Genomic DNA, 25,489 nt, shown 5'->3' on the forward strand with positions numbered 1-25,489 from the left:
GCGCACGTTGGCGACCGAACTGCTGATGCCCTGCCTCGGGTCATATTATTATGTGTACCCTAGCACAGGATTTTGCGGCCTGTTAACTGTGCTTGCGGCGCAAGGTGCGGATATCGCGTCCTTTTCGCCACATGCCATGTCAGAGGACCCGTTCATGCCCCCTGTTGATCCCGTCGCCTTGACCGCTGATCTGGTGCGTTGCCCGTCCGTGACCCCTGCGGACGAGGGTGCGCTGGACGTCCTCCATGAGCTGCTGTCCTCGGCCGGCTTCGACTGCGCCTGGGCGGATCGCGGCGGCATTCGGAACCTGTTTGCGCGCTTCGGGCCCAAGGGCCATGCCCGCACCTTCGGGTTCAATGGTCACACGGATGTGGTGCCGATCGGCAACCTCGATGACTGGACTACTCCCCCTTTTGGCGCGGAAGAGCGCGACGGCATCATGTATGGGCGTGGCACGACCGACATGAAGTCGGGCGTGGCTGCCTTTGCCGCTGCTGCGGTCGATTTCGTAACGGACACGCCGCCCGATGGCGCCATCATTCTCGCGATCACCGGGGATGAGGAGGGAGACGCCATCGACGGCACGACCGCCCTGCTGGCCCATATGGAAACGACAGGTGAGGCGATGGGCGTCTGCGTTGTGGGCGAGCCGACCTGCCCCGAAACCATGGGCGAGATGATGAAGATCGGGCGCCGCGGATCGCTGACGGCCTTGTTTACGGTCACTGGGGTACAGGGTCACTCCGCCTATCCGCACCGCGCCAAGAACCCGCTGCCGCCGCTCATGCGTTTGATGGATCAGCTTGCCAGCCATGAGCTGGACCAGGGGACAGAGCATTTCGACCCTTCAACATTGGCGGTGGTGACCGTGGACACCGGCAACCCGGCCACCAATGTGATCCCGGCACAGGCCCGTGCAGCCGTCAACATCCGCTTCAACGACATACATTCTGGCGACAGCCTGAGCGCATGGTTGAAGGCGCAAGCCGATGCCGTGGCGGTTGCCTACGGTGTTGAGATCGACGTGATGGTCAAAGTCTCCGGCGAGAGTTTTCTGACGCCTCCGGGGGCGTTGTCTGATCTGGTCGCGCATGCGGTTGAGGCGGAGACGGGTGTCACCCCAGTGCTGAGCACCTCCGGTGGGACGTCCGATGCGCGGTTCGTCAAGGATCATTGTCCCGTGGTGGAGTTCGGCCTGGTCGGGCAGTCGATGCACAAGGTGGACGAACATGTCGATGTGGCCCATATTCGGCAGCTCAAGTCGATTTATGGGCGTATCCTCAGGGACTATTTCGCGTGAACTGGACGATTGCGCAGACAGAGGATCTGGCGGCGTGCCACGCTTTGCGCCGTACCGTTTTCATCGAAGAACAGGGCGTGAGCGAGGCCGAGGAAGTTGATGGCCGCGATGGGGACGCGCTGCATGTTCTGGCAACACTGGACGGCGTGCCCGTTGGCTGTGCCCGCATTTTAATCGACGGCGCCGTCGCAAAGATCGGGCGTGTGTGCGTTTTGAAGTCGGCGCGTGGTACAGGGCTGGGCGCGGCCATTATCGAAACCTGTCTGGATGTCGCGCGACGAAACAAGGCTCTAACACGGGCGAAACTGGGCGCGCAGACCCATGCTCTGGCGTTTTATGAACGGCTTGGCTTTGTTGCCTTTGGTCCCGTTTACGATGATGCAGGTATCCCGCATCGAGACATGGAACGGCCGCTCAACGCGGGGTAGCGATCGTGTCGCGAAGGTCGATATCCTGACTGACATGGTCACCGCCAACGATTTGCAATGACGCTTGCCCATACCCGTGTTACCCCGACTATATGAGCCGTATTCCCAGCAAGCCCGAAATCCTCGACTGGATTTCAGCCAACCCCACCCTTACCGCCAAACGTGACATCGCCAAGGCCTTTGGCATCAAGGGCGCGGCGCGTATCGACCTCAAGCGCTTGTTGAAAGAGCTGGAGGCGGAAGGGCATCTGGAAAAACGCAAGAAGACCTACCAAGATCCCGACCGTTTGCCGCCGGTCAGCGTATTGCAAGTGGCAGAGCCGGATGGCGATGGCGACCTGTTTGCCAGGCCCATGGAGTGGCAGGGCGAGGGGGTGGAACCGCGCATCCTGATCTTGCCACGCGCTTCTGATCCGGCGCTTGGGGCCGGCGACCGCATCCTTGCGCGGCTCACGCTGGTCAAGGACGAGGATCATAATTACGAGGCGCGCCTGATCCGACGCATCGGCACCAACCCACGCCGCATTCTGGGCGTGTTTCGCGCTGGATCCGAGGGCGGTCGCATCGTGCCCATCGACAAGGGCAGCGACAAGGAATGGTCGGTGCCCGCCGGTGCCACCCACGGCGCAAAGGATGGCGAGTTGGTCGAGGCCGAACAGGCAGGGCCACGCGGGCGTATCGGTCTGCAACGCGCGCGGGTTGTGGAGCGGCTTGGTGACCCATCTGCGCCGAAAGCCGTGTCGCTGATCGCAATTCATGAACACGGCATTCCCGACGCCTTTCCCGATGCAGTGATGGCCGAGGCGGACGCGCAGAAACCCGCGGGGCTGAAGGGGCGCGAGGATCTGCGCGACTTGCCCCTGATCACGATCGACCCGTCGGATGCACGGGACCATGACGATGCCTGCTATGCCCACGCCGATGACGATCCAAAGAATGAGGGCGGACATGTCATCTGGGTCGCGATTGCCGATGTTGCGGCCTATGTCACGCCGGGTTCCGCCCTGGACCGCGAGGCGAAGAAACGGGGCAACTCGACCTATTTCCCTGACCGCGTCGTGCCCATGCTGCCGGACCGGCTGTCCGGTGACCTCTGTTCGCTGCACGAGGGCGTGCCGCGGGCTTGTATCGCGGTACGGATGCAGATTGATGCACAGGGTGAAAAGATCGGGCACAGCTTTCATCGTGGTCTGATGCGGTCGCCCGCCTCCCTGCACTATGAAGAGGTGCAGGCAGCTATTGACGGGCACCCGAATGAGCGCACAGAGCCTTTGTTAGAGCCTGTTTTGCGCCCGCTCTACGCAGCCTATGCTGCGCTGGTGGAAGCGCGCAAAAAACGGCAACCGCTGGAACTGGACCTGCCCGAGCGCCAGATCATCCTGGATGAGGATGGTACGGTGCGATCCGTTGCCTTCAAGGACCGTTTGGATGCGCATCGGTTGATCGAAGAGTTCATGGTGCTTGCCAACGTGGCGGCCGCAGAGACGCTGATCGCCAAAAAGTCGCCGCTGCTGTTCCGGGTGCACGAGGAACCGTCGCCGGACAAGCTCGACAGTCTGCGGGAAACGGCGCAGGCGGCGGGTCTGACCCTTGCCAAGGGGCAGGTCCTCAAGACGGCGCATTTGAATCGGCTACTGGCGCAGGCAGCGGATACTGAGGATGCGGAACTGATCAACATTTCGACCCTACGGTCGATGACCCAAGCCTATTACAGCCCGCAGAACTTCGGGCATTTCGGGTTGGCGCTGCGCAGCTATGCGCATTTCACGTCGCCCATTCGACGCTATGCCGACCTGATCGTGCACCGCGCACTGATTGCGGCGCATGGATGGGGTAAAGATGGTCTGACGCCCGAGGATATCGAGAATTTGGAGAAGACCGGAACACATATCTCGGAGACTGAGCGCCGGTCGATGGTGGCCGAACGAGACACCACGGATCGCTATCTAGCCGCTTATCTGAGCGAGCGGGTGGGCGATGAGCTTGAGGGGCGCGTGTCGGGCATCGCCAAGTTCGGCATCTTCGTGAAGCTGGATGACAGCGGTGCGGACGGACTGGTGCCCATGCGCTCCATAGGGGCCGAATATTTCCATTTCGACCGTGAAGCGAACACGCTGATGGGGTCGGATACGGGCATGATCATTGGTCTAGGGCAACGCGCGACGGTGCGTCTGGCCGAGGCGGTGCCGGTGACCGGCGGGATTGCGTTGGAACTCCTCGCGCTCGACGGTCAGTCCTTGCCACGCGGACGACAAAGCCCGGCAGGTCGCAGCCCACGCCGCAAACCCGCCAAGGCCAAACGCCGGACAGACAAGGCCAAGCGCAAGGTCAGCCGAAAGCGGCGCTAACCCAGTGCCGCCTCGACCCGCCGCATGTAGTCCACCAGCATCACGTCCTGACTGACACGGCGTGACAAAGCAGTGCCGCCCGGCGTCGACGCCATTGCACCCAGCATCGCGGCAACGCTGGCATCAGCGGCGCTGGGCTGTGTGCCGAACAGGAACGGACCATGCCAGAGACGGTCGGTGATGGCCTTCAGATCGGGCTCGATCCGCTCCAGCCGCTCACCTGCGGTCAAGCGGCCAAGGCCCTGCGCATCCATGCCGCGCAACAGCATACGACGAATGCCACGCGAGATGATTTTGCGCAGGAGACCGGGGATCGCGGCGAAATATGTGTCTCTAACAAGGGGCCAAACGGCCTTGTCTCCCCAACGGTCCATGACGAGATGGAAGTACATGTGCTCTTCGGCCATCCGGATGAAGGCGCGCGAGGTGGCGCGGTCAAGGTCGCTCAGACCATCATCAAACCGTGCACCGCGCTCTTCGAGCCAGGCGCGGATGTTGTCGCTGTCGCCGATGATCTCGTCATCGACCCACAGTGCGGGCAGTTTCCCCTTGGGCCAGCTGCGCGGATCCGCCGTGTCCTTGCGCTGCCAGGGCAGGCCCGACAGGTTCAAAAGGTACAGTGCCTTGACGCAGAACGGGCTGCCGCTGGGTTGGCCAAAGGCAGGAGGGTAAGTCACAAGTGTCAGCATCTTTCTCTCCTTGGTGCATAATCTGAGGTTGAGATATCGGGTTGTACTGTCAGAAACTGGCAGGACATGTGATATGACGTAAGACATGACCAGAACTCATCGCCTGTTCCAATTGATGCAGACCCTGCGCCGCCTGACGCCCCCCATCACGGCGCAATCGCTCGCCCACGAAATGGACGTTTCGCTGCGCACGATCTACCGCGACATTGACGAGTTGCGGGGGTTGGGTGCCGTGATTGATGGGGAGGCCGGGTTTGGCTTTACGCTGATCGAAGATGCCTCCCTGCCGCCGCTGGGGTTCGAGGATGACGAGCTGGAGGCGCTTGTGCTCGGTCTGCGGGATGTGTCGGTCATTGCCGATCCGGCGCTAGCCAAGGCGGCGACGTCAGCGCTGGCCAAGATCCAGGCCCGTGTCCCCCCGAAACAGGCGCATCGTTTGAAGCACGCGGTGCTTGATGCCCGCCGGTATTGGCGGCCCGACCCGCCACGCATCGATGTGGCCACGTTGCGTCAGGCGGCTTGGGACGAGCTGAGCGTGCACTTCGCCTATCAGGACGCCAAGGGTGATCAGACGGAGCGGACCGTGAAGCCTTTGGGCATTGTTTACATGGAAAATACCAACGTCCTGCTTGCTTGGTGTCACCTGCGCGAGGACTTCCGTGTGTTCCGTTTGGATCGGATGGATGAACTGCGCGTGACGGATCAGAGCTTTCGCCCGCACCGTGTCTCGCTCTTGCGCGACCACCTCGCCCGCATCCGGGCGGAGGTGCATGAAGTGGCAAAGGACCGCGCTCATTTCGACTGATCCCTTTGCCGGAATCGCAATTGTCGCTACATTGGAAACAAATAAGAACAAGCGACAAAGAGGCAAAACATGCGGTGGGCAGTCACCTTTGGCGCGGGCAGCGCCCTTTTCATCTTTGGTTCAGCCTTGGCGCAACCAGCGCCATCATCCATTCGGCCGGAGGTACGGCCCGTTGCGGATACGGTCAGTCGGGCGCAGGCCCTTGACCCTGTGGTGATTGCAAAACCGTCGGTGGCACGACCGCAGGCGCGCCCGGCGTCTTTGGCTGAACTCTCGGCTGCCGATGCGGGTTTTCAGCAGTGGATCGCAGAGTTTCGTTCGCGGGCGCAGGCTCAAGGTATCGACAGTGCGACCTTTGATCGTGCCTTTGCCGGGGTGCGCTACGATCCCGATGTGATCAAGCACGACAGCAACCAGTCAGAGTTTACCAAGACAATCTGGGACTATCTGGACAGCGCGGCATCTGACAGCCGCATACGCAACGGCAAGGCGGCGTTGCGTGACCATGCGCGGACGCTTGAGGCCATCGAAGCGCGGTATGGTGTGGAGAAAGAGGTGGTCGTTGCCGTTTGGGGCCTCGAAAGCGCCTTTGGTGCGGTGCGCGGCAGAAACGACGTGATCCGCAGCCTCGCGACGCTGGCCTATGACGGGCGACGCGGTGCGTTTTTTGAGGCTCAACTGATTGCGGCGCTCACGATCCTGCAAAGCGGTGACACAACACCTCGCAACATGACCGGGTCATGGGCGGGGGCCATGGGGCATACGCAGTTCATGCCGACCTCTTACCTGGACTATGCCGTCGATTTTACCGGCGACGGCAAGCGCGACATCTGGTCGGATGATCCCACGGATGCGTTGGCGTCGACCGCCGCTTACCTCGCGAAGTTTGGCTGGACCAAAGGCCAGCCTTGGGGGGTTGAGGTGAAGTTGCCCGGTAACTTCAACTACGCATCTGCGAACCGCAAAACCAAGCGTAACCCTTCGGAATGGGCGCGCTTGGGTGTTGTCGGCGTAAACGGTGAACCGGTGCCCGATCACGGACCGGCGTCTATCCTGCTGCCTGCGGGTGGGCAGGGCGTGGCGCTGATGATCTTTGACAACTTTGCAGTGATCGAGCGGTACAACACGGCCGATGCCTATGTGATCGGTGTCGGGCATCTGAGTGACCGGATTGGTGGCGGACAGGCGTTTCGTGGCGATTGGCCGCGTGGAGATCGCGCGCTGACCTTTTCCGAACGCAAGGAAATGCAGCGCCGATTGACGGCGGCTGGATTCAGCACGCAAGGCATCGATGGCCGGATCGGGCCCAAGACGCTGGATGCGGTGCGTGCTTTTCAGCAATCACAAGGACTGTCGGCGGATGGGTATGCGTCACTGCAATTGTTGAAGCGGTTGCGCTAATCCGATTGCCGCTGCGCGACGATATTCTTTAGGGGGCTCTGCCCCCGTCCTGCGGAATCCCCCGAAGTATTTTCAGCCAGAAGAAGGGATCAGCCGGGTGACATGCCCCTGAGCCGTTCGCTGCGGCGGCGGAGCAGTTCGACCGTTGTCAGCAGTGCGATTGAGATCACCACGAGGATCGTGGCGACGGCGAGGATCGTCGGGCTGATCTGTTCGCGCAAGCCGATGAACATTTGCCATGGCAGCGTTTTCTGGCTGGCGGAGCCCACAAAGAGCACCACGACCACTTCGTCGAACGAGGTGATGAAGGCGAAGAGGCCGCCCGAGATCACGCCGGGCAGGATCAGCGGCATCTGCACGCGGAAGAATGTTGTGACCGGGCCAGCACCCATGTTGGCAGCGGCGCGGGTCAGGGAGCGGTCAAAGCCCACGAGTGTCGCCGTGACTGTGATGATGACAAACGGGATGCCCAGCACCGCGTGGGCGAGGACGACTTTGACATAGCCCACGAACCCTTTGTCGAGGCCGAGTGTCCCCTCCATCCAATTGCCGAGTTGGGCGTAGAAGAAGAACATGCCCGTGGCCGAGATGATCAGTGGTACGATCATGGGTGAGATCAGGATCGCCATAATGGCGCCCTTGAACGGGACGTGGCTTTGGCTCAGCCCGATGGCGGCGAGGGTGCCCAGACTCACCGAGATGATCGTCGCCAGCGGGGCGATGATCAGCGAGTTCTTGAGCGCCAGTTGCCATTGCGGGTTGGTGAAGAAGTCGCGGTAGTGTTTGAGCGAATAGCCTTCGGGGTCCAGCCGCAGCATTTCGGGCGTGAAGGTGAAGAAGTCCTGCGCGTTGAAGCTTAGCGGCATGACCACGACGATGGGCGCCACGAGGAAGAAGAAGATCAGCCCGCAGATCACCCGGAAGCTGTAATACCAGATGCGCTGACCCAGCGTGGCGTAAGGAGGAAGGCCCATGATCGTTACCCCAGCTTCACGTTGTCGATGCCCACGATCTTGTCATAGGCCCAATAGAGCACCAGCACGGCGGCAAGCAGGATGGTACCAAGCGCGGCAGCCAGCCCCCAGTTCAGCGATGACGAGATGTGGTAGGCGATCCGGTTCGAGATGAAGACACCCTTGGTCCCGCCTACGATTTCCGGCGTGATGTAGTAGCCGATGGCGAGGATGAAGACGAGGATCGAGCCCGCGCCGATGCCCGGCACCGATTGCGGGAAGTAGACGCGCCAGAACGCCGTCCAATTTGTTGCCCCCAGTGACTTCGCCGCGCGCAGATAGCTGGGCGGGATGGTCTGCATCACAGAATACATCGGCAGGATCATGAATGGCAGCAGGATGTGCGTCATCGCGACGATGGTGCCGAACTGGTTATTGATCATGATCAGTCGGCCATCGTCGGCCACGAAACCGATCCAGACCAGCACATCGTTGATCACACCCTGTTGTTGCAACATCACCTTCCACGCGGATGTGCGTACCAAAAGCGAGGTCCAGAAGGGCAGGAGAACAAGGATCAGCAGCAGGTTGGCCTGCCGCATCGGCAGGTTCGCGAGCAGCCACGCGATGGGATAGCCAAGCGCGATGCAGGAGAAGGTGATCAGCAGCGACATCCAGATCGTGCGACCGAACAGGGTCAGCAGGATTTGCTTCTCTTCTGGCTGCCAGGCCACGCCTTCGGGTGTTTTCTGAGCATCCACCGCGTTCAGGAAATAGCCTGATGTGTAGGCGCTGGAATGCGTCTGGATCGTTTGCCACGGCTGTGGCCTGGCCCAGTCGTCGTCCATATCGGCAAAGGCCGCGGCGTAGTCTGGAGCGGGTAGGGCCGCCTGTTGGGCGGCTCGCAGCATGTCGGCCATGGGGCCGGAATAGCGCGACAGGTCAGCGGTTTGCAGGTCTGTCACGAGCGCGGGTGCAACGGACTCCCAAGGATCACGATCAGCCGGATCACGGTTGTTCTGCGTGGCGACATAGACGGCCCAAGCGGTATATTCCCGCGCAGCCAGCGGCAAAAGCGCGGACAGTTGGGCGTCCGGGGCAAAGTTGATGTCGGCACTTGTGTCGCCGTCAGTCAGGGCGGCAATGCGCTTGCGTTGCGCATCCAGCAGATCGCTGTCGATGTCGCCGCGCGCGTTGAACAGCGCATACCACGTCTCGCCATCGTCCCACGATTTGTCGAGATCCTCGAGCGGTTCGTATGAGATGTCGGCAATGTCATCCATGCGCCGCCCGGACTGGCGGAAGAGGGACGAGATACCGGTTTGTTCATAGTTCAGCCGGGTGCCCAGGCGGGTGTGCCGCTTGGCCTCTGCCGCAAGGAACATGTCGTAGAACATCGCCTCGAACACAGGTTCGGGCGGCAGGTCGGTGCCTGTCGCGTCCCAATCCGCCAGCGCCTCGACCGTGTAGGGAAGCGTGTTGGCGACAATGTCGTTCTCGACCGAGCGGAAGAGCATCGACGCGATGGGCACGATGAATGTGATGAGAACAAAGATGAGCAGCGGCGCGATCAGGGCGAGCGCGCGCAGCTTTTGGCGGCGCAAAGCGCGGGCGAGGCTGCGCTTGAGTGGCGTGCCATCTGCGGCCAGCATCGTCTCGGCCATGGATCAGGCCCCCTGTGCCACGACAATCATGGATGTCGCTGTGCGGTGACGGATTTTCATGACCTCTTGGTATTCGGGGTCGTCATAGGCGGCCAATGCTGCCTCGTAGGTCGGAAACTCAAAAACGACGTGGCGCGAAAACTCCGGGCCCTCCATCGACTGCGCGTCGCCGCCACGGACCAGGGGCACAGCGCCATGTGACAGCAGGATCGGCGTGTCCTTTTCAACGTACTCCTTGTACGCTTCCGGGTCGTTCACGGTGATGTGGCCGATGATGTAGCCTTTGGGCATGGTAGCGCCTTTCGCCGGGTGAAGGTGCGCGGAGACCGCGCACCCTACGGATTGGTGTAAGGTGCGCCTTTGCGGCGCACCGAACGTTACGCTTATTGCGCCAGCCACGCCTGGAACTTGGCGTCGATGTCGTCGCGGTAATCCGCCCAGAACTCGTAGTTATAGAGGAACGTGTTCTGTGCGTTGTCCGGGTCGGTCGGCATGTGCGGTGCCATGTCGATGCCCAGTTCCGCGTGCTGACCGACCAGCGGGGCCGAGGAGGCACGCGCCGGACCGTACGAGATGTACTTGGCCTGATCCGCCAGACGCTGCGTGTCGGTAGCGAACTTGATGAAGTCACGCGCCCGTGCTTCGCGCTCGGGGCTCAGACCGGTGGGGATGATCCAACCGTCCAGGTCGAACACCTGGGCGTCCCACAGCATGCCGATCGGCTGTTTCTGCTCTTCGATGGCTGCGAACAGGCGACCGTTGTAGGTCGAACCCATGATGACCTCGCCATCGGCCAGCAGTTGCGGCGTGTCGGCACCGGCGGACCACCAGATCACGTCGTCCTTGATGGTTGCCAGTTTGTCCAGCGCCTGCTGCTGACCCTCTTCGGTCGCCAGAACGTCATAGACGTCGTCCTTGGCCACACCGTCACAGAGCAGCGCCCACTCCATGTTGTTGATCGGGCGCTTTTCCAGCGAACGCTTGCCGGGATAGGTCTCGGTGTCGAAGACGGCGCAGACCTCGGTCGGAGGGGTGTCGCCAACCAAATCGGTGCGGTAGCCGAAGGTGGTCGAGTACACGATCTGCGGGATAAAGCAGTCGGAGACCAGCAGGTCACCAAAGTCATCCTCGGCCGATGTGCCATCGGGCGCTGCGGCGAGGTCTTCCTCCGGGTCGATCTCCAGAGCAAGGCCTTCGTCGCAAAGACGGATCGCGTCCGCGGCCACCACGTCAACCACGTCCCAGGTCACGCTGCCCGCTTCGTTCATGGCGCGCAGTTTCGCAACGGCCTCGGCCGAGCTTTCGTCCCAAACGGCGGTCACGCCTTCGTTCATTTCCAGGTAGGGCTCTACATAAGCCTTTTGCTGGCTGTTCTGGTAGGCACCGCCCCAGCTGACCAGGGTCATGTCGCTGGCCATGTGGCCGTCCGCGAATGCCGTGCCCGAGGCCAGCGTCAGTGCTGTCGTGGCAAGTAGGGTCTTGGTGAGTTTCATGAACTTACTCCCATTGTTTACGCCCGTTTCATCTTTGCGAAGGCCGGACCACGGGCGTCGCCCTGGCCTTCTTCCCCATGCTCAGGCGTCAAGCGCCCGGCAATCCTGTGGCAACCACCCGATGTCGATCTGGGTGCCCGGTGTCAGGCGCACCTGATCGGGGGCGTTGCGTGTCTTGATGACGAAATCGTCGTTTCCTGCGACCCGCAAGCGTGTGCGGAAGATATCGCCCATATATATGAATTCCAGCACTTCGGCCTTGAGCGTGTGGGCATCCGGGCTGAGCCGCTCTTTGTTCATCTCGACCCGTTCGGGGCGGATGGAGACGCGGGTGCGCTGGCCCACTTCGGACACGTTGACCGGCTTGGCGTCGATAATCTCTCCATCATCGAGCGTCACCTCGCACTGGTCGCCGGTGATCTTGCTGATTGTCCCCATCAGCGTGTTGTTTTCACCGATAAACTGGGCGACGAAGCTGTTTTCCGGCTCTTCATACAGCTGATCCGGCGGCGCCAGTTGCTGGATCCTGCCATCGTCGAACACGGCTACGCGGTCCGACATGGTCAGCGCCTCGGTCTGGTCGTGGGTCACGTAGACCGTCGTGATCCCGAGGTTGTGGGCAAGGCGCGTGATCTCGAATTGCAGGGTTTCGCGCAACTGCTTGTCGAGTGCGCCGAGCGGTTCGTCCATAAGCACCAGTTCCGGCTCGAACACCAGTGCGCGGGCCAATGCAATCCGCTGCTGCTGCCCGCCGGACAGTTGCGCCGGACGGCGACCGCCGAAATCCTGCATCTGCACCATGCCAAGGGCGCGCATGATCTTTTCCTCACGCTCCGACTTGCCGATCTTGCGGACTTCCAGCGGGAAGCTCAGGTTCTCCGCTACCGTCATGTGCGGAAAAAGCGCGTAGTTCTGGAAAACCATGCCGATCCCGCGTTTGTGCGGTGGGATGTTGTTGATCGGTTGACCGTCCAGCTTGATCTCGCCATGGGTGGCTGTCTCGAACCCGGCGAGCATCATAAGGCAGGTCGTCTTGCCCGACCCTGACGGCCCCAGCATTGTCAGGAATTCGCCCTTTGGCATTGAGAGGTTGAGGTCTTTGACGACGAGTGTTTCGCCATCATAACTCTTCTGCACGCGTTCGAACTCGACGAACGCCTGGTCAGTCGCAGTGTTGGCCAAATCTGGCTCCCCGTTCTTGTGGCGGTCTGGCGCCGCCGCTTTGCGCAAACTAAACCGAGGTGCTTGCCGCAATGCAACTAACTATGACGCAAAACCTGCCTTGATAGCGCAATCCGGTCGGAATCACTGCATCGATGTGCGTTTTCAGGTCATGTTCCCGCAGGCCGCTGCCAGGTCACGGATGGAATCAAAGCGCCTTGGGTCACGCTGCGGGGGTCAGCATGTCGCCGTCTTTCAACTGGGCGTAGCACTCATCCAGCGCGATGCGCGCGCGGCGCCCCAATTCGGCGATTTCGTCCGGCGTGATGACCAATGGGGGCGAGATGACCATACGGTCGTAGACGTGACGCATCACCAGATTGTTCGCAAAACAGCGTTCGCGGCACATGAAACCCGCCGTGCCAGCCTCCATGGCGAATTTGGCGCGGCTGTCCTTGTGCGGGGTCAGGGCGAGTGATCCCATCATGCCGGTGATCGTCGTCTCGCCGACAAGCGGATGGTCGGCCAGGCCGTGCCACATCTCGTGCAGGGCGGGCATGGCGACGTTGCGGACGTGGTCCAGCACGTTTTCTTCTTCGAGGATGCGCAGATTTTCCAGCGCGACCGCCGCCGCGACCGGGTGGCCGGAATAGGTGTAGCCGTGGTTGAACTCGCCCGATCCGATGACCTCGGCCACTTCATCGCAAACGATGGATCCGCCGATGGGCTGGTAGCCTGACGATAGCCCCTTGGCGATGGTCATGATGTGCGGCTTGATCCCGAGGGTCTGCGAGCCGAACCAGTTGCCGGTGCGGCCAAACCCGCAGATCACCTCGTCCGCGATCAGAAGGATCTCGTATTTGTCGCAGATGCGCTGGATCTCGGGCCAATAGGTTTCGGGTGGGATGATCACACCCCCTGCACCTTGGATGGGTTCCGCGATGAAGGCGGCTATCTTGTCTTCACCGTGCTGCAGGATTGCGTCTTCCAATTCTTTCGCACGCGAAAGGCCGAAGTCGGCGGGGCTCATGCTGCCGCCCTCTGACCACCAGTTCGGTTGGTTGATATGAACGATACCAGGGATCGGCAGTCCGCCCTGTTCGTGCATCGCCGTCATGCCGCCAAGGCTGCCGGACCCGACCGAGGAGCCGTGATAGGCGTTCTTCCTGCTGATCATGATCTGCTTCTCAGGTTTGCCCTTGATCGCCCAGTAGGTGCGCACCATGCGCAGGTTGGTATCGTTCGCTTCGGACCCTGACCCGGCAAAGAAGACGTGGTTCAGATCGCCCGGCGCCAGTTCGGCGATTTTCCGGGCCAGTGCGATGGCCGGCACATGGGTCGTCTGGAAGAAGGTGTTGTAGTAGGGTAGCTCGCGCATCTGACGTGCGGCGACATCCGCCAACTCAGTGCGGCCATAGCCGATGTTCACGCACCACAGGCCGGCCATGCCATCAAGGATCTCGTTGCCCTCGCTGTCGTGCAGGAACACACCCTTGGCCCGTGTGATCACTCGCGCGCCCTTGGCCGCCACTTCATCCCCTGCCGTGAACGGGTGCATGTGATGTGCCGCATCCAGCGCTTGCAGCTCGGATGTGGGCAGATGGTTTGTGATGGCGGGCATGGACACCTCGGGGCTAGAACAACGTGCCGAGAATATGGGCAACGCTTGCGCCGTCAATCCGCCATTTGCAATCGCGCTGGACGCATCGCACAAAACTTGTTTTCATATGCGCTGACCCGGGGCTACCGGGCGTGATACGGGGAGTATTCCATGAAAACGACAATGCTTGGCACGGTCGCAGCCTTTGCCCTCACGGGCGCTGCGGTGGCAGACGAAGTGCGCGTATACAACTGGTCCGACTACATCGATGAAGAGTTGCTGACCAAGTTCGAGGAAGAGACGGGTCTGGACCTGATCTATGACGTGTTCGACAGCAACGAAGTGCTGGAAACCAAGATGCTGGCGGGTTCGTCCGGCTATGACATCGTGGTGCCGTCGGGTACGTTCCTGCAACGCCAGATCGCCGCGGGTGCGTTCCAGAAGCTGGATATGTCGCAGCTGCCGAACGCTGAAAACCTGTGGGACGTGGTTGAGCAGCGCACAGCGCAGTACGACCCCGGCAATGAGTATTCGATCAATTACATGTGGGGCACCACGGGCATTGGCGTGAATGTCGGCAAGGTGCAGGAGATCTTGGGTGAAGACGCGCCGCTCGGTTCGCTCGACCTGATCTTCAAGCCCGAGAACATGGAGAAGCTGCAGGCTTGCGGCGTGCACTTCCTTGATGCACCGACCGAGATGATTCCGGCGGCCTTGCAATACATCGGCGAAGATCCTGACAGCCACGACCCGGACGTGCTGGCCAAGGCAGAGCCGATCCTGATGGGCGTGCGCCCCTATGTGCAGAAGTTCCACAACTCGGAATACATCAACGCGCTGGCAAATGGTGACATCTGCGTGGCTTTTGGCTGGTCCGGTGACATCCTGCAGGCCCGCGACCGCGCGGCCGAGGCCGAGAACGGGGTGGATGTTGCCTATAATGCTCCGTCCGAGGGTGCGCTGATGTGGTTTGACCAGATGGCGATCCCGGCGGACGCGCCGAACCCCGAGGGCGCGCATGTGTTCCTGAATTTCATCATGGACGCGCAGAACATGGCGCAGGCGTCGAACTACGTCTATTACGCCAACGGCAACGAAGCATCCAAGGAGTTTCTGGTCGAGGATGTGATCGGCGATCCGGCGATCTACCCGGATGAGGCGACGCTGGACAACCTTTACACCACTACACCCTATCCAGCCCGTGTGCAGCGCACGGTCACGCGGATGTGGACCAAGATCAAGTCGGGCACCTGAGCCTGATTTCGGGCGCGGGGATCCCCTCGCGCCCTTAATCCTTTGAACGGATTCCCCTTTGGCAGAGACTGTTTTCGCCCCCTGGGACGACCCGACCGAAAGGCCGCTGATCCGGTTTCGCAATGTGACCAAGCGGTTTGGCGACTTCACCGCCATCGACGACCTGACCCTCGACATTTTCGAACGCGAGTTTTTCGCGCTTCTGGGCCCATCGGGTTGCGGCAAGACGACGATGATGCGGATGCTGGCGGGGTTCGAGAACCCTACGGACGGGGCTATTGAGCTTGCCGGGCAGGACATCGCCGGGGTTCCCGCGAACAAGCGGGCGGTGAACATGATGTTCCAGTCGTATGCCCTGTTCCCGCACTTGTCGGTTTGGGACAACATCGCTTTTGGCCTGCGGCGCGAGAGCAAGGATAAGGCGGCCATCGCGGCCCGTGTCGAAGAGATGCTGAAGCTGACGCGGCTGGAGAAGTTTGCGCGCCGCAAACCGCATCAGATTTCAGGCGGACAGCGGCAGCGTGTGGCGCTGGCCCGGTCACTGGCCAAGGCGCCAAAGCTGTTGTTGCTGGATGAGCCGCTCGGTGCGCTGGATGCCAAGTTGCGTGAGGCGACGCAGTTCGAATTGATGGATATTCAGGAGAAGACCGGCACCACCTTTGTCATTGTCACCCACGATCAGGAAGAGGCGATGACCGTTGCCAGCCGGGTGGCAGTCATGGACGAAGGAAGGGTGATGCAGGTCGCAACGCCCGAACGTATCTATGAAGCGCCGGACAGTGTCTACGTTGCGGATTTCATCGGTGATGTGAACCTGCTGCACGGTACGGCGACGCCGTCGGGCAACGATACTTATGCTGTGACATGGGCGGCCAATGAGGCGCCGGTTCAGGCGGCAAGCACACGGCCGTTGTCAAGCGGCCAAACCTGCCACCTCGCCATTCGGCCAGAGAAAGTGGCGATCCACAAGGACAAGCCCGAGGCCGACAATGCGGTGCAAGGCAAGGTGTTGGACATCGCCTATCTGGGCAATCTGTCGACCTATCATGTGGAACTGCCCACCGGGGACATCATCAAGGCACAGGTTGCCAACACGCGCCGCATATCGCGCCGGGATTTCACGTGGGAGGACCCGGTCTGGGTCAGCTGGACCAAAACAGCCGGGGTGTTGTTGGCGGAATGAGGCGCGCGATCCTCATAGCGGTGCCCTATGCCTGGCTGCTGGCGCTGTTCCTGATCCCCTTTGCGGTGGTCTTCAAAATCTCGCTGTCGGACATCGCGCTGGCCATTCCGCCCTATACGCCCACGGCGAAGGACGGCATCTGGAATATGCTGTCGCAACTGGATTTCGAGAACTTCGTCTTTCTGACCGAGGATGACCTGTATTGGAAAGCCTATATCAGTTCGTTGCAGATCGCGCTGATTTCGACGGTGCTGACGCTGCTGGTGGGCTATCCCATGGCCTATGCCATGGCGCGTGCGCCGGAACAGTGGCGGCCCACGCTGCTGATGCTGGTGATCCTGCCATTTTGGACGTCCTTTCTGATCCGCGTTTATGCGTGGGTGGGCATCCTGTCCGGCGAGGGGTTTCTGAACCAATTCCTGCTCTGGATCGGGATTATCGACGCGCCGCTCACGATCCTGAACACCAACACGGCGGTCTATATCGGCATCGTCTACACGTATCTGCCATTCATGATCTTGCCGATCTATGCCGCTTTGGATCGGCTGGACGGTTCGTTGATCGAGGCGGCGGAGGATCTGGGTTGCTCACGGATCAAGGCGTTCTGGCTTGTCACAATTCCGCTGTCGCGAAACGGGATCATCGCGGGCTGTTTCCTCGTCTTCATCCCGGCGCTGGGCGAGTTTGTGATCCCGTCTTTGCTGGGCGGGTCGGGCACCCTTATGATTGGCAAGGTGCTGTTTGAAGAGTTCTTCTCCAATCGCGACTGGCCGGTTGCATCGGCGGTGGCCGTGATCCTGTTGCTGATCCTGATTATCCCCATCGTCCTGTTCCAGCGAAACGAGCAGAAGCAGGTGGAGGACGGTAAATGAACCGGCTGTCTTCCTTCAACGTCGTGTCGCTGACCCTGGGTTTTGTGTTCCTGTACGTGCCGATGCTGATCCTGGTGATCTACAGCTTCAATGCCTCGAAACTGGTCACAGTCTGGGCCGGGTTTTCGACGCGGTGGTATGGTGAACTCTTGTCGAACGAGGCGTTTCTGGATGCCGCTTGGGTGACGCTGCGCGTGGCCGTGATTTCATCCACCATCGCAACGGTTCTGGGCACCATGGCCGCCTATGTGCTGGTGCGCGGTGGTCGGTTCATGGGGCGAACGCTGTTTTCGGGCATGATATACGCGCCGCTGGTGATGCCGGAGGTGATCACGGGGCTGTCGCTTTTGTTGCTGTTCATCGGCCTTGGACTGGATCGCGGCGTGTTGACGATTGTATTGGCGCACACAACCTTTTCGATGTGCTTTGTCTCTGTTGTGGTGTCGTCGCGTCTGGTCAGCTTCGACAGGTCGCTTGAGGAAGCCGCCCTGGATCTTGGTGCCTCACCCTGGGACGCCTTTCGGCTTGTTACCCTTCCCATTATCGCGCCAGCTGTGATTTCGGGGTGGCTCCTGGCATTCACGCTGAGCCTTGATGATCTCGTGATTGCGTCCTTTACGTCGGGGCCATCAGCCACGACGCTGCCGATGAAGATCTGGTCGTCGGTCCGGTTGGGTGTCAGCCCCGAGATCAACGCGCTCAGCACCATTCTGATCGGTCTTGTGACCGTGGGCGTGATTGCAGCCTCGCTTGCGTCAAAACAGGCGGCCTTGCGTGCCAAGCGGGATGAGCAAGCCGCTGCGCGGGCGGCGTGAAGCGCATCTTTTCCAGCTATGCGTATGGGAGTGGGCCCCGTGCGGGTTGCTGGTGGGACGAGACGGCAGCGCTGCCACGTTTCCCATCCTTGGCGGGTGATGTGACATGCGATGTTGCCATAGTCGGTGCTGGATTTACCGGGCTATCGGCCGCCTTGCATTTGGCACGGCAGGGTGCGCAGGTCGTTGTGATTGATGCGTTGACCGTCGGGTGGGGTGCTTCGGGGCGCAATGGCGGGTTTTGCTGTTTGGGCGGCAGCATGCGATCGGACGTGGGCCTGGACCGTCGCTTTGGCGTGGCGGCCCGGCGGGAATGGCGGTGCGCGGAACGTCGGGCGGTCGAGGGTGTCGACGCGCTGCTTTCCGAGCTTGCGTTGGACGTGGATCGCCATTCTGCGGGAGAAACATCTCTGGCCCATAGGCCCCGCGACTTCACCGGACTGCGGGATGAGGTGCAGTCCATTCGTGAAAACTATGACGTCGAGCCAGATCTATTGTCGGCGTCCGACTTGAAGTCGGCAGGACTTTGCGGTCCGTTTCATGGGGGTATGACGGTACCGATCGGATTTGGTCTGAACCCACGCAAGCTGCTGGCGGGGTTGGTTCAGGCCTGTGTGGCACTTGGTGTTCTGATTTACGAGCGAAGTCCCGTGATACGTGTTGGTGTTGGCCGCGCTGATACGGCACATGGCGGTGTGCGTGCGTCGCAAACCATCATCGCGACGAACGGGTATTCGAGCGAAGATGTCCCGGCCTGGATGGCAGCGCGCTACATGCCTGCGCAATCTTCGGTGATCGTTACACGTCCGTTGTCAGTGGACGAGTTGGATGATCAAGGTTGGAACAGCGACCAGATGGCGTATGACACGCGCCACCTGTTGCACTATTTCCGTCTTATGCCTGACCGAAGATTTCTGTTCGGTATGCGTGGTGGCCTGCGTGCGTCGCCGCAGGGTGAACAGGCGGCACGCAGGGCAGTTGTGCGGGACTTCAATCGCATGTTCCCTGCATGGTCTCGGGTCGATGTGACCCATGGATGGTCTGGGTTGGTCTGTCTGGCGCGCGATAGAGTACCGTATGTCGGCGAAGTACCTACGATGCCGGGTGTGTTTGCGGGATTTGCCTATCATGGAAATGGCGTCGCGATGGGAATGCACTGCGGTAAGCTGCTTGCCCAAATCGCGAGCGGGGACAGCACCGGCAAGGTACCTGCGGTCATGGCGCAGCCAGCCGCTCGATTTCCGTTCGGGTCTCTTCGCAGGATCGTCATGCCGGGCATCTACGCGGCGTTCAAAGCAATGGACGCTTTGCCCTAGGTTGGCTCGCGCAATCCTGTGACGTTTTGCGCGAGCACCATGTAGCCACTGTTCAACACAAGCAGGGTAGACCCGTTGTCAACGCGGGCTTCGGTCACGCGGTTGTACGCCAGGGCCGGTTCGGTGAGCAAAACATCCCCGTTGGCGGCGCTTTCGATTTGGAACGAGTATTCACCGTGTGGAAGTGCAGTGCCCGTGGCGGTGCGACCATCCCACTCGTAGGGTTCTGCGCTGACCGGCATATTGCGGCGGGCAACCTCCGTTCCTTGTGCGTTTGTGACAACCAGAGTGACTTCATCTGCCGCCACGGGCGGGTTGGGCGCAATTGTCACAGGCGTGCCATCAAATTGAACCGGACCTTGAACCAACGCTTCCATGCCGATCCAGTTGGCGGCGTTGGCCATGTCGTTGGCCCCAAGCGCCGACAGCATTTCCTGCATCAGATCGTTGGTCATGACTTGCTGCTCGACCATCGAGAACTGGGCAAGTTGCGCCGCATATTCCGATGAGTCGATGGGTTCCAGCGGGTCCTGGTACTCAGCTTGAGCCGTCAGCATCTGCAGAAACACCTCGAAGTCCGAGCTCAGAACGCTTGTCGTTGCAGCCGTTCCCACTGTTGTGTTCTGCCCGGTTGCGGCAGCAGGTGTTGGATTGATCTCCATGGTTCAGAACCTCATGTCTATGCCGGGTGTGATGCCGAGCCGTGCGATGGATTTTGGTGCGTTGTTGTGTTGCGTTTCAGCATGGCGTTCCGCACCCGGGACGTCAGTTTGTGCGTCGTCTGTTTCAGGCACAGTTGAGCCATCCGACGAATTCTGCCCGCCCTCAAATGCAAAGGATACGTCACCGAAACCGAGGTCGTTAAGTGATTTGCCAAGGTCATCTATGTTGCGACGCATCAGATCCAGCGTGTCGCCACGGTCAGCTGTGATCGTGACGGTGACGCCGGCTTCGTGGGTGGACATAACCATGCGAACGCGTCCAAGTTCTGCAGGATTCAATGCCAGTTCAATAGGCCTGTCCGGCGCTTTGCGGAACGCCTCGGCAATCATGTGCTGTATCGCCGGGGGCAGCTCGGCCCGATGAAGTTGTGCCGATGAGAGGGTATTCCCGGTCACTACACTTGGTCGCACGTCCCAGACCAAGTCACTCGCAGGTTGCAAGAGGTCGATCGGTGCTGAGGAGAATTGCACCACATTCTTCGCTTCAAGCTGAAAGGAGGCTTGCGGGACGGATGCTGTTTGGACTTTTGATACGACGACGGCTTTTGCTGGGCCAAGTGCAGTAGGTTCATGAGGAACGCCCGCCGTGTCGACCCGTGGTCCCGGTTCTGCAGGTGAATGACTTTGCCGTGCGCGTTTGACGATCTGTGCCGTTGCGAATTGCGAAAGCTCCGGTCCTTGCAGCGAGGTCTGGCTTCCGTTGGCATAGAGCGCTTTTGTTGGTGGCGCGTGCGTCTCTGACGCGGAAGCACCCCCGACGGTTGCCTGTCCAAACTGTATTGAGTGACCGGCGCTGGAGGTTGAACTGGATTTCCAGTTCTTGGTCCCCGGTAAAATAGCGTTCTGTTCGGTTGCTGCGGCTGCAATTGATGTATTGGATTGGATCGCTTCGCTTTTTGAGCGAGTCGACGATCCGTGCGATGGAACGAGCAACGCTTCAATGCGGGGTGCCTGACCATTCGAACTGTTGATGCGTGCGGTGCCATCTGCCCCCTCCGCACTGCCCGTTGGTGTAAAAGACTGTGAATGTGCTGGCGCCGACGTGTTTGCGGTTTGAGCGGAATTGGTTTGCCTCGCACCATCGACAAAACCAGTTCCCGCACCATCAGGTGATCCCGCTCCTTGGTATTGAACGCCATTCTGTCGGGCCGATTGAGATGAAACCTGGTGTTGGATTGCCTGATCAACGTGATCTTGCGCCTCGGGCTGCCGCGCAGCTGATAGACCTTGCACCAATGCAGATATCGGAGTGGCTTTCTTGACGGCGCGCGGTTGCGTCGTCGGCTCGACCGGTTTTTCCGATGGCAAGGTGCTCTCTGCCGCAGAAGGGTTGATTGCACCCTCGTCAGTTGGATTGGTGACGGTCTCACTGCTGCCCATGGCTTCCCTGGCGCTCCCATGGTGCGTTGCTGGTTTCCGCTCTGCATCGACATTCGCGGCGTTCGAGCGGGACGTATAAACCGCCGCCATCTCGATCGTGTCTCCCTCTCTGGCCACAAAACCAGGTTCTGTTGCCTCGGCATCAAAGTCACGCGAAGTCGATGTCCCGACGAAATTTGAAAAGGGGACGTCCGCTGGATGAGCGTCCTCTCTGCCCGTTCGGTCGCCGGGGTGTGACGTCGATAGGTTTGAGCCCACTGTTTGAAAGGGTTGCACACAAATCTCCGGGGTTCTTCCGCGTTTGATGCAGATTGGACCACCTATAGTTACCGGTTCTTTACCGCTGTCCCCCAATGTTCGGAAAAACCTTTCGAATTCTAAGGAACGCGAATGATTACCGATCCAATACAGCCGCAGGCCATTCAAAAGCCGAATGTAAGTGACGTGTCGTTGCGCCTGGCGGCGCAAAAACTCGAAGCCACCTTTCTTGCCGAAATGTTGAAATCGGCCGGATTTGGGGAAACACGTGAGAATTTTGGTGGAGGTTCAGGCGAAGACCAGTTTTCGTCCTTCCTTGTGCAGGCACAAGCCGAAAAAATGGTCGAAGCTGGTGGTATCGGCCTGGCGGAAGCACTGTTTGACTCACTGAAGGAGCGCAGCAATGGGACATGAAAACATCGACATGATCATGGATGAGCTTGACGATTTGCTCGATTCCGAAAGGGCAGCATTGCTGGAGGGCAATCTGGATGATGTGAAACGACTGTTCGAGCGGAAGACAAAACTGGTCGACGCCCTGAGCCGTTTCGACGACGCAGAATCCCTGAATGTGCAGGCTTTGCGCCAAAAGGTGGAACGCAATCAGGACCTCCTGCAAGCCGCTGCTGAAGGTGTGAAATCAGTTGCCAGAAGGCTGGCGACCATTCGACGTGTCCGTGAGTCCCTCGAAACCTATGACGCGCGTGGGCAGCGAAAGAAGGTCGATTTGAAAGCTGCAACCACCCTCGAGAAGCGTGCTTGAAACGTATTGATTCAAATCCGCATCTTTCAATGCGTGTGCGTTAGCAAAGCATTAGCGAGTTCCCTTCAAAGGTGGCCCCGCACTTGAAAACAAGTGGCGCATATTCTCACCAGAGGAGTGCATTTGTCAGAACGGCAGTTTGGCCGTCCCATTGCGGACGGGACTTTAACCAGGGCGCAAAGCGCCGTGACAAAAGGAAATGCACATGTCGAGCATTCTTACGAACAATAGCGCAATGGTTGCGCTGCAAACGCTGAAGTCGATCAACAAGGACCTGGCGACGACCCAAAACGAGATTTCTACCGGTAAGTCGATTGCCACGGCCAAGGACAACTCGGCTGTATGGGCCATCTCCAAAGTCATGGAATCGGATGTCGAAGGGTTCAAGGCAATTTCTGACAGCCTGGCGCTGGGGGAAAGCTCCGTCGCCGTTGCGCGCAACGCATCGGAAACGGTCACCGACCTGCTCACCGACATCAAGGGCAAGATTGTCGCGGCGCAGGAAGACAATGTGGATCGCGCAAAGATCCAGGAAGACATTGTTGCTCTGCGTGACCAGGTGAACTCGGTTGTGTCCGCTGCTCAGTTCAACGGTTTGAACCTCATTGATGGTGCAGGGGGCGGTGCGTCGGTTCTGTCGTCTCTCGACCGTGATGCTTCTGGCGGTGTGACCGCATCGTCCATCTCCATCGCAGAGCAAGATCTGTCGACCGGGGGCTATGTTGCGCGCGCGGGCACATTTGCACTTACAACTGGTACGGCAGCGGCGACTGGTGACAGTTTCGGTGTTTCGCTCGACGCGACAAGTGGTTCGGACACGCTGACCATCGACTCGACGAACCTGCAGGCAGGCGATCGCTTGACGCTGCGTTTTGGCGACGACGAAGTGTCCTACACGGTCTCGGCTACGGACCTCGCAACCGGTGGCGGCAATGACCCCGATGCTGTTATCGCGACCGGGCTGAAATCCGCCATCGAAGGTGGTACATCCGGAATCACTGTCGCATATGATCCGGCCAATGCGGGCGACCTGGTGATTACCAACACCAACGCGACATCTGTCTCAGTCTCCGGCCAAGTGACCAACTCTGGGTCCGGCGGACTTGGTGCTCTGTCCGCGATTGACGTGTCCAGCAGTGCAGGGGCAACTGCCGCTTTGGGTTCGATTGAAGCGCTTATTGACACAGCGATCGACGCGTCCGCTGCCTTTGGTTCTGTTGAGGGCCGGATTGAAACCCAGTCCGAGTTTATCTCGAAATTGAGCGACTCGCTCAAGTCTGGCATCGGCGCGATGGTCGATGCTGATATGGAAGAGGTTTCGGCTCGCCTGCAGGCTCTGCAGACACAACAGCAGCTTGGTGTGCAGTCGCTGTCGATTGCCAACCAGGCGCCGCAGACCATCCTGTCGCTGTTCCGCTAAGTCTGATGGAGGAGGCGCAGTCAAACAGCGCCTCCTTCGCCCTTTTCAAATGAGCAGGTGAAACCTTGAATGCGATGTCCCAGGCCCTGAAGGGCTATGCAGAACACGCTACGTCAACCAAGAGTGGGCGCAGATCGGAATACGATGTTGTCGCTAAAGTTACTCAGCAACTGCGCGACAGCGCTGTCAATTCAAAGACCAACTTTGCCGCCTTTGCTGATGCGTTGCACATGAATCGACGGCTCTGGACCGCGCTGGTGGTTGACGTCTCTGACGAAGCAAACCCTCTGCCAAACGAACTGAAGGCGCGCATCATCTATCTGGCTGAATTCACGCGGCATCACACGACACGTGTTTTGCGCCAGAAGGCGTCAGTGCTTCCTTTGCTGGAGATCAACATGGCGGTTCTACGTGGGCTGAAGCAGGAAGGCGGGACGCAATGAGTGGATTGATTCTAAAGTTGAGCCCAAAGGAACGCGTTCTCATCAATGGAGCCGTTATTGAGAATGGTGACCGTAGAAGTCGGCTCGCCATTGTGACGCCGAACGCAAACATACTTCGGCTCCGCGATGCCGTTCATCCAGAAGATGCAAAAACCCCCGTCCGGCGTGTGTGCTACGCGGTCCAGTTGGTTTTGTCCGGCGACACCGACAAGGATGAAGCGCGCCATCCATTGCTGCGAAGCATTGAAGAGTTAAGCCAGGTGTTCGTTGATGCGGACAGTCGCAAGCATTTGGACATTGCCTCACGGGCTCTCATTGATGGCGACCACTACCGATGTCTCAAGTCGCTTCGTGCGTTGATGCCGCGGGAAGAACGGCTATTGGTGGCGAGCCACTAGAGATGTATCAGCCTGTCCTCATTTCTTCCGGGCTTGTCGGCTGGCAGTTCTTGCAGCGGACATATGATCAACAGCTGGAGACGTTTAGCCAATCCGCGCAAGTCAAACGCGACACGGATCACTTTGCCGAAAAGATAGGCTCGATTACCACTGCAGAAGACTTGGTTTCTGACAGGCAAGTTCTTACGGTTGCGCTTGGTGCATTTGGTTTGTCTGAAGACATCAACAACAAGTTCTTTATAGAGAAGATGCTTGGCGAGGGCACAACCGCCAATGACGCGCTTGCCAACCGGTTTACTGACAGCAGATACCGTGAGTTTTCGGAAGCTTTTGGTCTTGGTCCAGGTGAGGTTCGAGGCAGTCTTTCCTCTGGCTTTGCAGACGATATCATCAGCAGATTTCGGGCCAACAGCTTTGAGATAGAAGCGGGAAACCAGGACGAAAGTATGCGCATTGCGCTTTATGCCGAGCGTACATTGCCGGACGTTGTCAACGCTGAAGGCAGTGACGCATCCAAGTGGTTCAACATAATGGGTCAGCCACCCTTGCGAAGCCTGTTTGAGACTGCATTAGGCCTGCCCGATGCCTTCGGGCAGGTAGATATTGATCAGCAATTATCGGTTTTTCAAGAACGCGCCGAACGCATTCTTGGTGTGTCGGATCCGGCAGAGTTTGCAACAGAAGGCGCTCTCGACAAACTGATCACGACATATTTTGCGCGCGCGCAGATTGAGCAGATTGGGAGTGGGGCCTCCAGTGCCTCCATAGCATTGACACTGCTGAGCGTGTAGACCGCCAGCAGCGTCTCCATCGCTGGGACATA

General features: G+C 59.7%; 24 protein-coding genes and 1 pseudogene. 16 read left to right on the forward strand and 9 right to left on the reverse strand.

Annotation, left to right across the window (positions count from 1 at the left end):
* Window positions 1-154 precede the first annotated feature (154 nt).
* The 3 genes from dapE (at window position 155) to rnr (ending at window position 4,076) form a co-directional block, all read left to right on the forward strand.
* The gene (gene dapE, locus KUV51_RS11335) at window positions 155-1,300 is read left to right on the forward strand and encodes a succinyl-diaminopimelate desuccinylase (protein WP_222521733.1); all 1,146 of its coding nucleotides are present in this window, start codon (window positions 155-157) and stop codon (window positions 1,298-1,300) included.
* Window positions 1,297-1,728, forward strand: coding sequence for a GNAT family N-acetyltransferase (locus KUV51_RS11340; RefSeq protein ID WP_222521734.1), 432 nt, complete (start codon window positions 1,297-1,299; stop codon window positions 1,726-1,728). The genes dapE and KUV51_RS11340 overlap by 4 nt, the downstream gene beginning before the upstream one ends.
* Window positions 1,729-1,820: 92 nt before the next feature.
* The gene (gene rnr, locus KUV51_RS11345) at window positions 1,821-4,076 is read left to right on the forward strand and encodes a ribonuclease R (RefSeq protein WP_222521735.1); all 2,256 of its coding nucleotides are present in this window, start codon (window positions 1,821-1,823) and stop codon (window positions 4,074-4,076) included.
* Here rnr and KUV51_RS11350 read toward each other — a convergent pair.
* Entirely contained in the window at window positions 4,073-4,765 is a 693-nt protein-coding gene (locus tag KUV51_RS11350) for a glutathione S-transferase family protein (protein WP_222521736.1), read from the reverse strand. The two genes, rnr and KUV51_RS11350, sit on opposite strands and share 4 nt — an antisense overlap.
* Before the next feature lie 85 nt (window positions 4,766-4,850).
* On the opposite strand from KUV51_RS11350, the gene KUV51_RS11355 reads away from it, so the two are divergent.
* Together KUV51_RS11355 and KUV51_RS11360 are read left to right on the forward strand one after the other, a co-directional pair.
* Entirely contained in the window at window positions 4,851-5,570 is a 720-nt protein-coding gene (locus KUV51_RS11355; RefSeq protein WP_222521737.1) for a helix-turn-helix transcriptional regulator, read from the forward strand.
* A 69-nt stretch (window positions 5,571-5,639) separates the two neighbouring features.
* Window positions 5,640-6,971 carry a lytic murein transglycosylase gene (locus KUV51_RS11360; RefSeq protein WP_222521738.1) on the forward strand — a complete coding sequence of 444 codons (1,332 nt, stop codon included), beginning with the start codon at window positions 5,640-5,642 and terminating at the stop codon, window positions 6,969-6,971.
* An 89-nt stretch (window positions 6,972-7,060) separates the two neighbouring features.
* Here the strand turns inward: KUV51_RS11360 and KUV51_RS11365 are convergent.
* The 6 genes and pseudogenes from KUV51_RS11365 to KUV51_RS11390 form a co-directional block, all read right to left on the reverse strand.
* A pseudogene (locus KUV51_RS11365) lies at window positions 7,061-7,939 on the reverse strand (ABC transporter permease); the annotation flags it as partial.
* 11 nt (window positions 7,940-7,950) lie between these two features.
* Entirely contained in the window at window positions 7,951-9,588 is a 1,638-nt protein-coding gene (locus tag KUV51_RS11370) for an ABC transporter permease (RefSeq protein WP_222521739.1), read from the reverse strand.
* A 3-nt stretch (window positions 9,589-9,591) separates the two neighbouring features.
* On the reverse strand, window positions 9,592-9,879 hold the full coding sequence (locus KUV51_RS11375; RefSeq protein ID WP_222521740.1) for a DUF1330 domain-containing protein: 288 nt from the start codon (window positions 9,877-9,879) through the stop codon (window positions 9,592-9,594).
* Between the two features lie 92 nt (window positions 9,880-9,971).
* The gene (locus KUV51_RS11380) at window positions 9,972-11,081 is read right to left on the reverse strand and encodes an extracellular solute-binding protein (protein WP_222521741.1); all 1,110 of its coding nucleotides are present in this window, start codon (window positions 11,079-11,081) and stop codon (window positions 9,972-9,974) included.
* Between the two features lie 81 nt (window positions 11,082-11,162).
* Window positions 11,163-12,263, reverse strand: a complete 1,101-nt coding sequence (locus tag KUV51_RS11385; protein ID WP_222521742.1) for an ABC transporter ATP-binding protein — start codon at window positions 12,261-12,263, stop codon at window positions 11,163-11,165.
* A gap of 202 nt (window positions 12,264-12,465) precedes the next feature.
* Window positions 12,466-13,863, reverse strand: coding sequence for an aspartate aminotransferase family protein (locus tag KUV51_RS11390; RefSeq protein ID WP_222521743.1), 1,398 nt, complete (start codon window positions 13,861-13,863; stop codon window positions 12,466-12,468).
* A gap of 150 nt (window positions 13,864-14,013) precedes the next feature.
* On the opposite strand from KUV51_RS11390, the gene KUV51_RS11395 reads away from it, so the two are divergent.
* The 5 genes from KUV51_RS11395 to KUV51_RS11415 all read left to right on the forward strand — a co-directional run bounded on the left by KUV51_RS11395 (window position 14,014) and on the right by KUV51_RS11415 (window position 19,282).
* A complete protein-coding gene (locus KUV51_RS11395; RefSeq protein ID WP_222521744.1) occupies window positions 14,014-15,096 on the forward strand; it encodes a polyamine ABC transporter substrate-binding protein in 1,083 nt (360 codons plus the stop codon).
* A gap of 58 nt (window positions 15,097-15,154) precedes the next feature.
* The gene (locus KUV51_RS11400; protein ID WP_222521745.1) at window positions 15,155-16,279 is read left to right on the forward strand and encodes an ABC transporter ATP-binding protein; all 1,125 of its coding nucleotides are present in this window, start codon (window positions 15,155-15,157) and stop codon (window positions 16,277-16,279) included.
* Complete coding sequence (locus KUV51_RS11405; RefSeq protein ID WP_222521746.1) at window positions 16,276-17,151, forward strand: ABC transporter permease subunit; 876 nt, start codon at window positions 16,276-16,278, stop codon at window positions 17,149-17,151. Before KUV51_RS11400 ends, KUV51_RS11405 begins: the two co-directional genes overlap by 4 nt.
* A complete protein-coding gene (locus KUV51_RS11410; RefSeq protein ID WP_222521747.1) occupies window positions 17,148-17,966 on the forward strand; it encodes an ABC transporter permease in 819 nt (272 codons plus the stop codon). Before KUV51_RS11405 ends, KUV51_RS11410 begins: the two co-directional genes overlap by 4 nt.
* A 101-nt stretch (window positions 17,967-18,067) precedes the next feature.
* Window positions 18,068-19,282: an FAD-dependent oxidoreductase gene (locus KUV51_RS11415; protein WP_315898820.1), complete on the forward strand. Its 1,215-nt coding sequence runs from the start codon at window positions 18,068-18,070 to the stop codon at window positions 19,280-19,282.
* On the opposite strand, the gene KUV51_RS11420 is transcribed toward KUV51_RS11415, so the two are convergent.
* A complete protein-coding gene (locus KUV51_RS11420) occupies window positions 19,279-19,944 on the reverse strand; it encodes a flagellar hook capping FlgD N-terminal domain-containing protein (protein ID WP_222521749.1) in 666 nt (221 codons plus the stop codon). The two genes, KUV51_RS11415 and KUV51_RS11420, sit on opposite strands and share 4 nt — an antisense overlap.
* A gap of 3 nt (window positions 19,945-19,947) precedes the next feature.
* Window positions 19,948-21,474 carry a flagellar hook-length control protein FliK gene (locus KUV51_RS11425; RefSeq protein WP_222521750.1) on the reverse strand — a complete coding sequence of 509 codons (1,527 nt, stop codon included), beginning with the start codon at window positions 21,472-21,474 and terminating at the stop codon, window positions 19,948-19,950.
* Between the two features lie 300 nt (window positions 21,475-21,774).
* Here KUV51_RS11425 and KUV51_RS11430 point away from each other — a divergent pair, with 300 nt between their 5' ends.
* From KUV51_RS11430 to KUV51_RS11455, 6 genes are all read left to right on the forward strand, one after another.
* Entirely contained in the window at window positions 21,775-22,056 is a 282-nt protein-coding gene (locus KUV51_RS11430; RefSeq protein ID WP_222521751.1) for a rod-binding protein, read from the forward strand.
* 16 nt (window positions 22,057-22,072) lie between these two features.
* On the forward strand, window positions 22,073-22,405 hold the full coding sequence (locus KUV51_RS11435; RefSeq protein WP_261385784.1) for a flagellar biosynthesis protein FlgN: 333 nt from the start codon (window positions 22,073-22,075) through the stop codon (window positions 22,403-22,405).
* Between the two features lie 205 nt (window positions 22,406-22,610).
* Window positions 22,611-23,825, forward strand: a complete 1,215-nt coding sequence (locus KUV51_RS11440; protein WP_222521753.1) for a flagellin — start codon at window positions 22,611-22,613, stop codon at window positions 23,823-23,825.
* Between the two features lie 74 nt (window positions 23,826-23,899).
* On the forward strand, window positions 23,900-24,268 hold the full coding sequence (gene flaF, locus KUV51_RS11445; protein ID WP_261385785.1) for a flagellar biosynthesis regulator FlaF: 369 nt from the start codon (window positions 23,900-23,902) through the stop codon (window positions 24,266-24,268).
* Window positions 24,265-24,666, forward strand: coding sequence for a flagellar biosynthesis repressor FlbT (flbT, locus tag KUV51_RS11450; RefSeq protein WP_222521755.1), 402 nt, complete (start codon window positions 24,265-24,267; stop codon window positions 24,664-24,666). Before flaF ends, flbT begins: the two co-directional genes overlap by 4 nt.
* A 2-nt stretch (window positions 24,667-24,668) precedes the next feature.
* On the forward strand, window positions 24,669-25,457 hold the full coding sequence (locus tag KUV51_RS11455) for a DUF1217 domain-containing protein (RefSeq protein WP_222521756.1): 789 nt from the start codon (window positions 24,669-24,671) through the stop codon (window positions 25,455-25,457).
* Window positions 25,458-25,489: the final 32 nt, after the last annotated feature.

Source organism: Tateyamaria omphalii (genome assembly GCF_019802125.1).
GTDB lineage: Bacteria > Pseudomonadota > Alphaproteobacteria > Rhodobacterales > Rhodobacteraceae > Tateyamaria > Tateyamaria omphalii_B.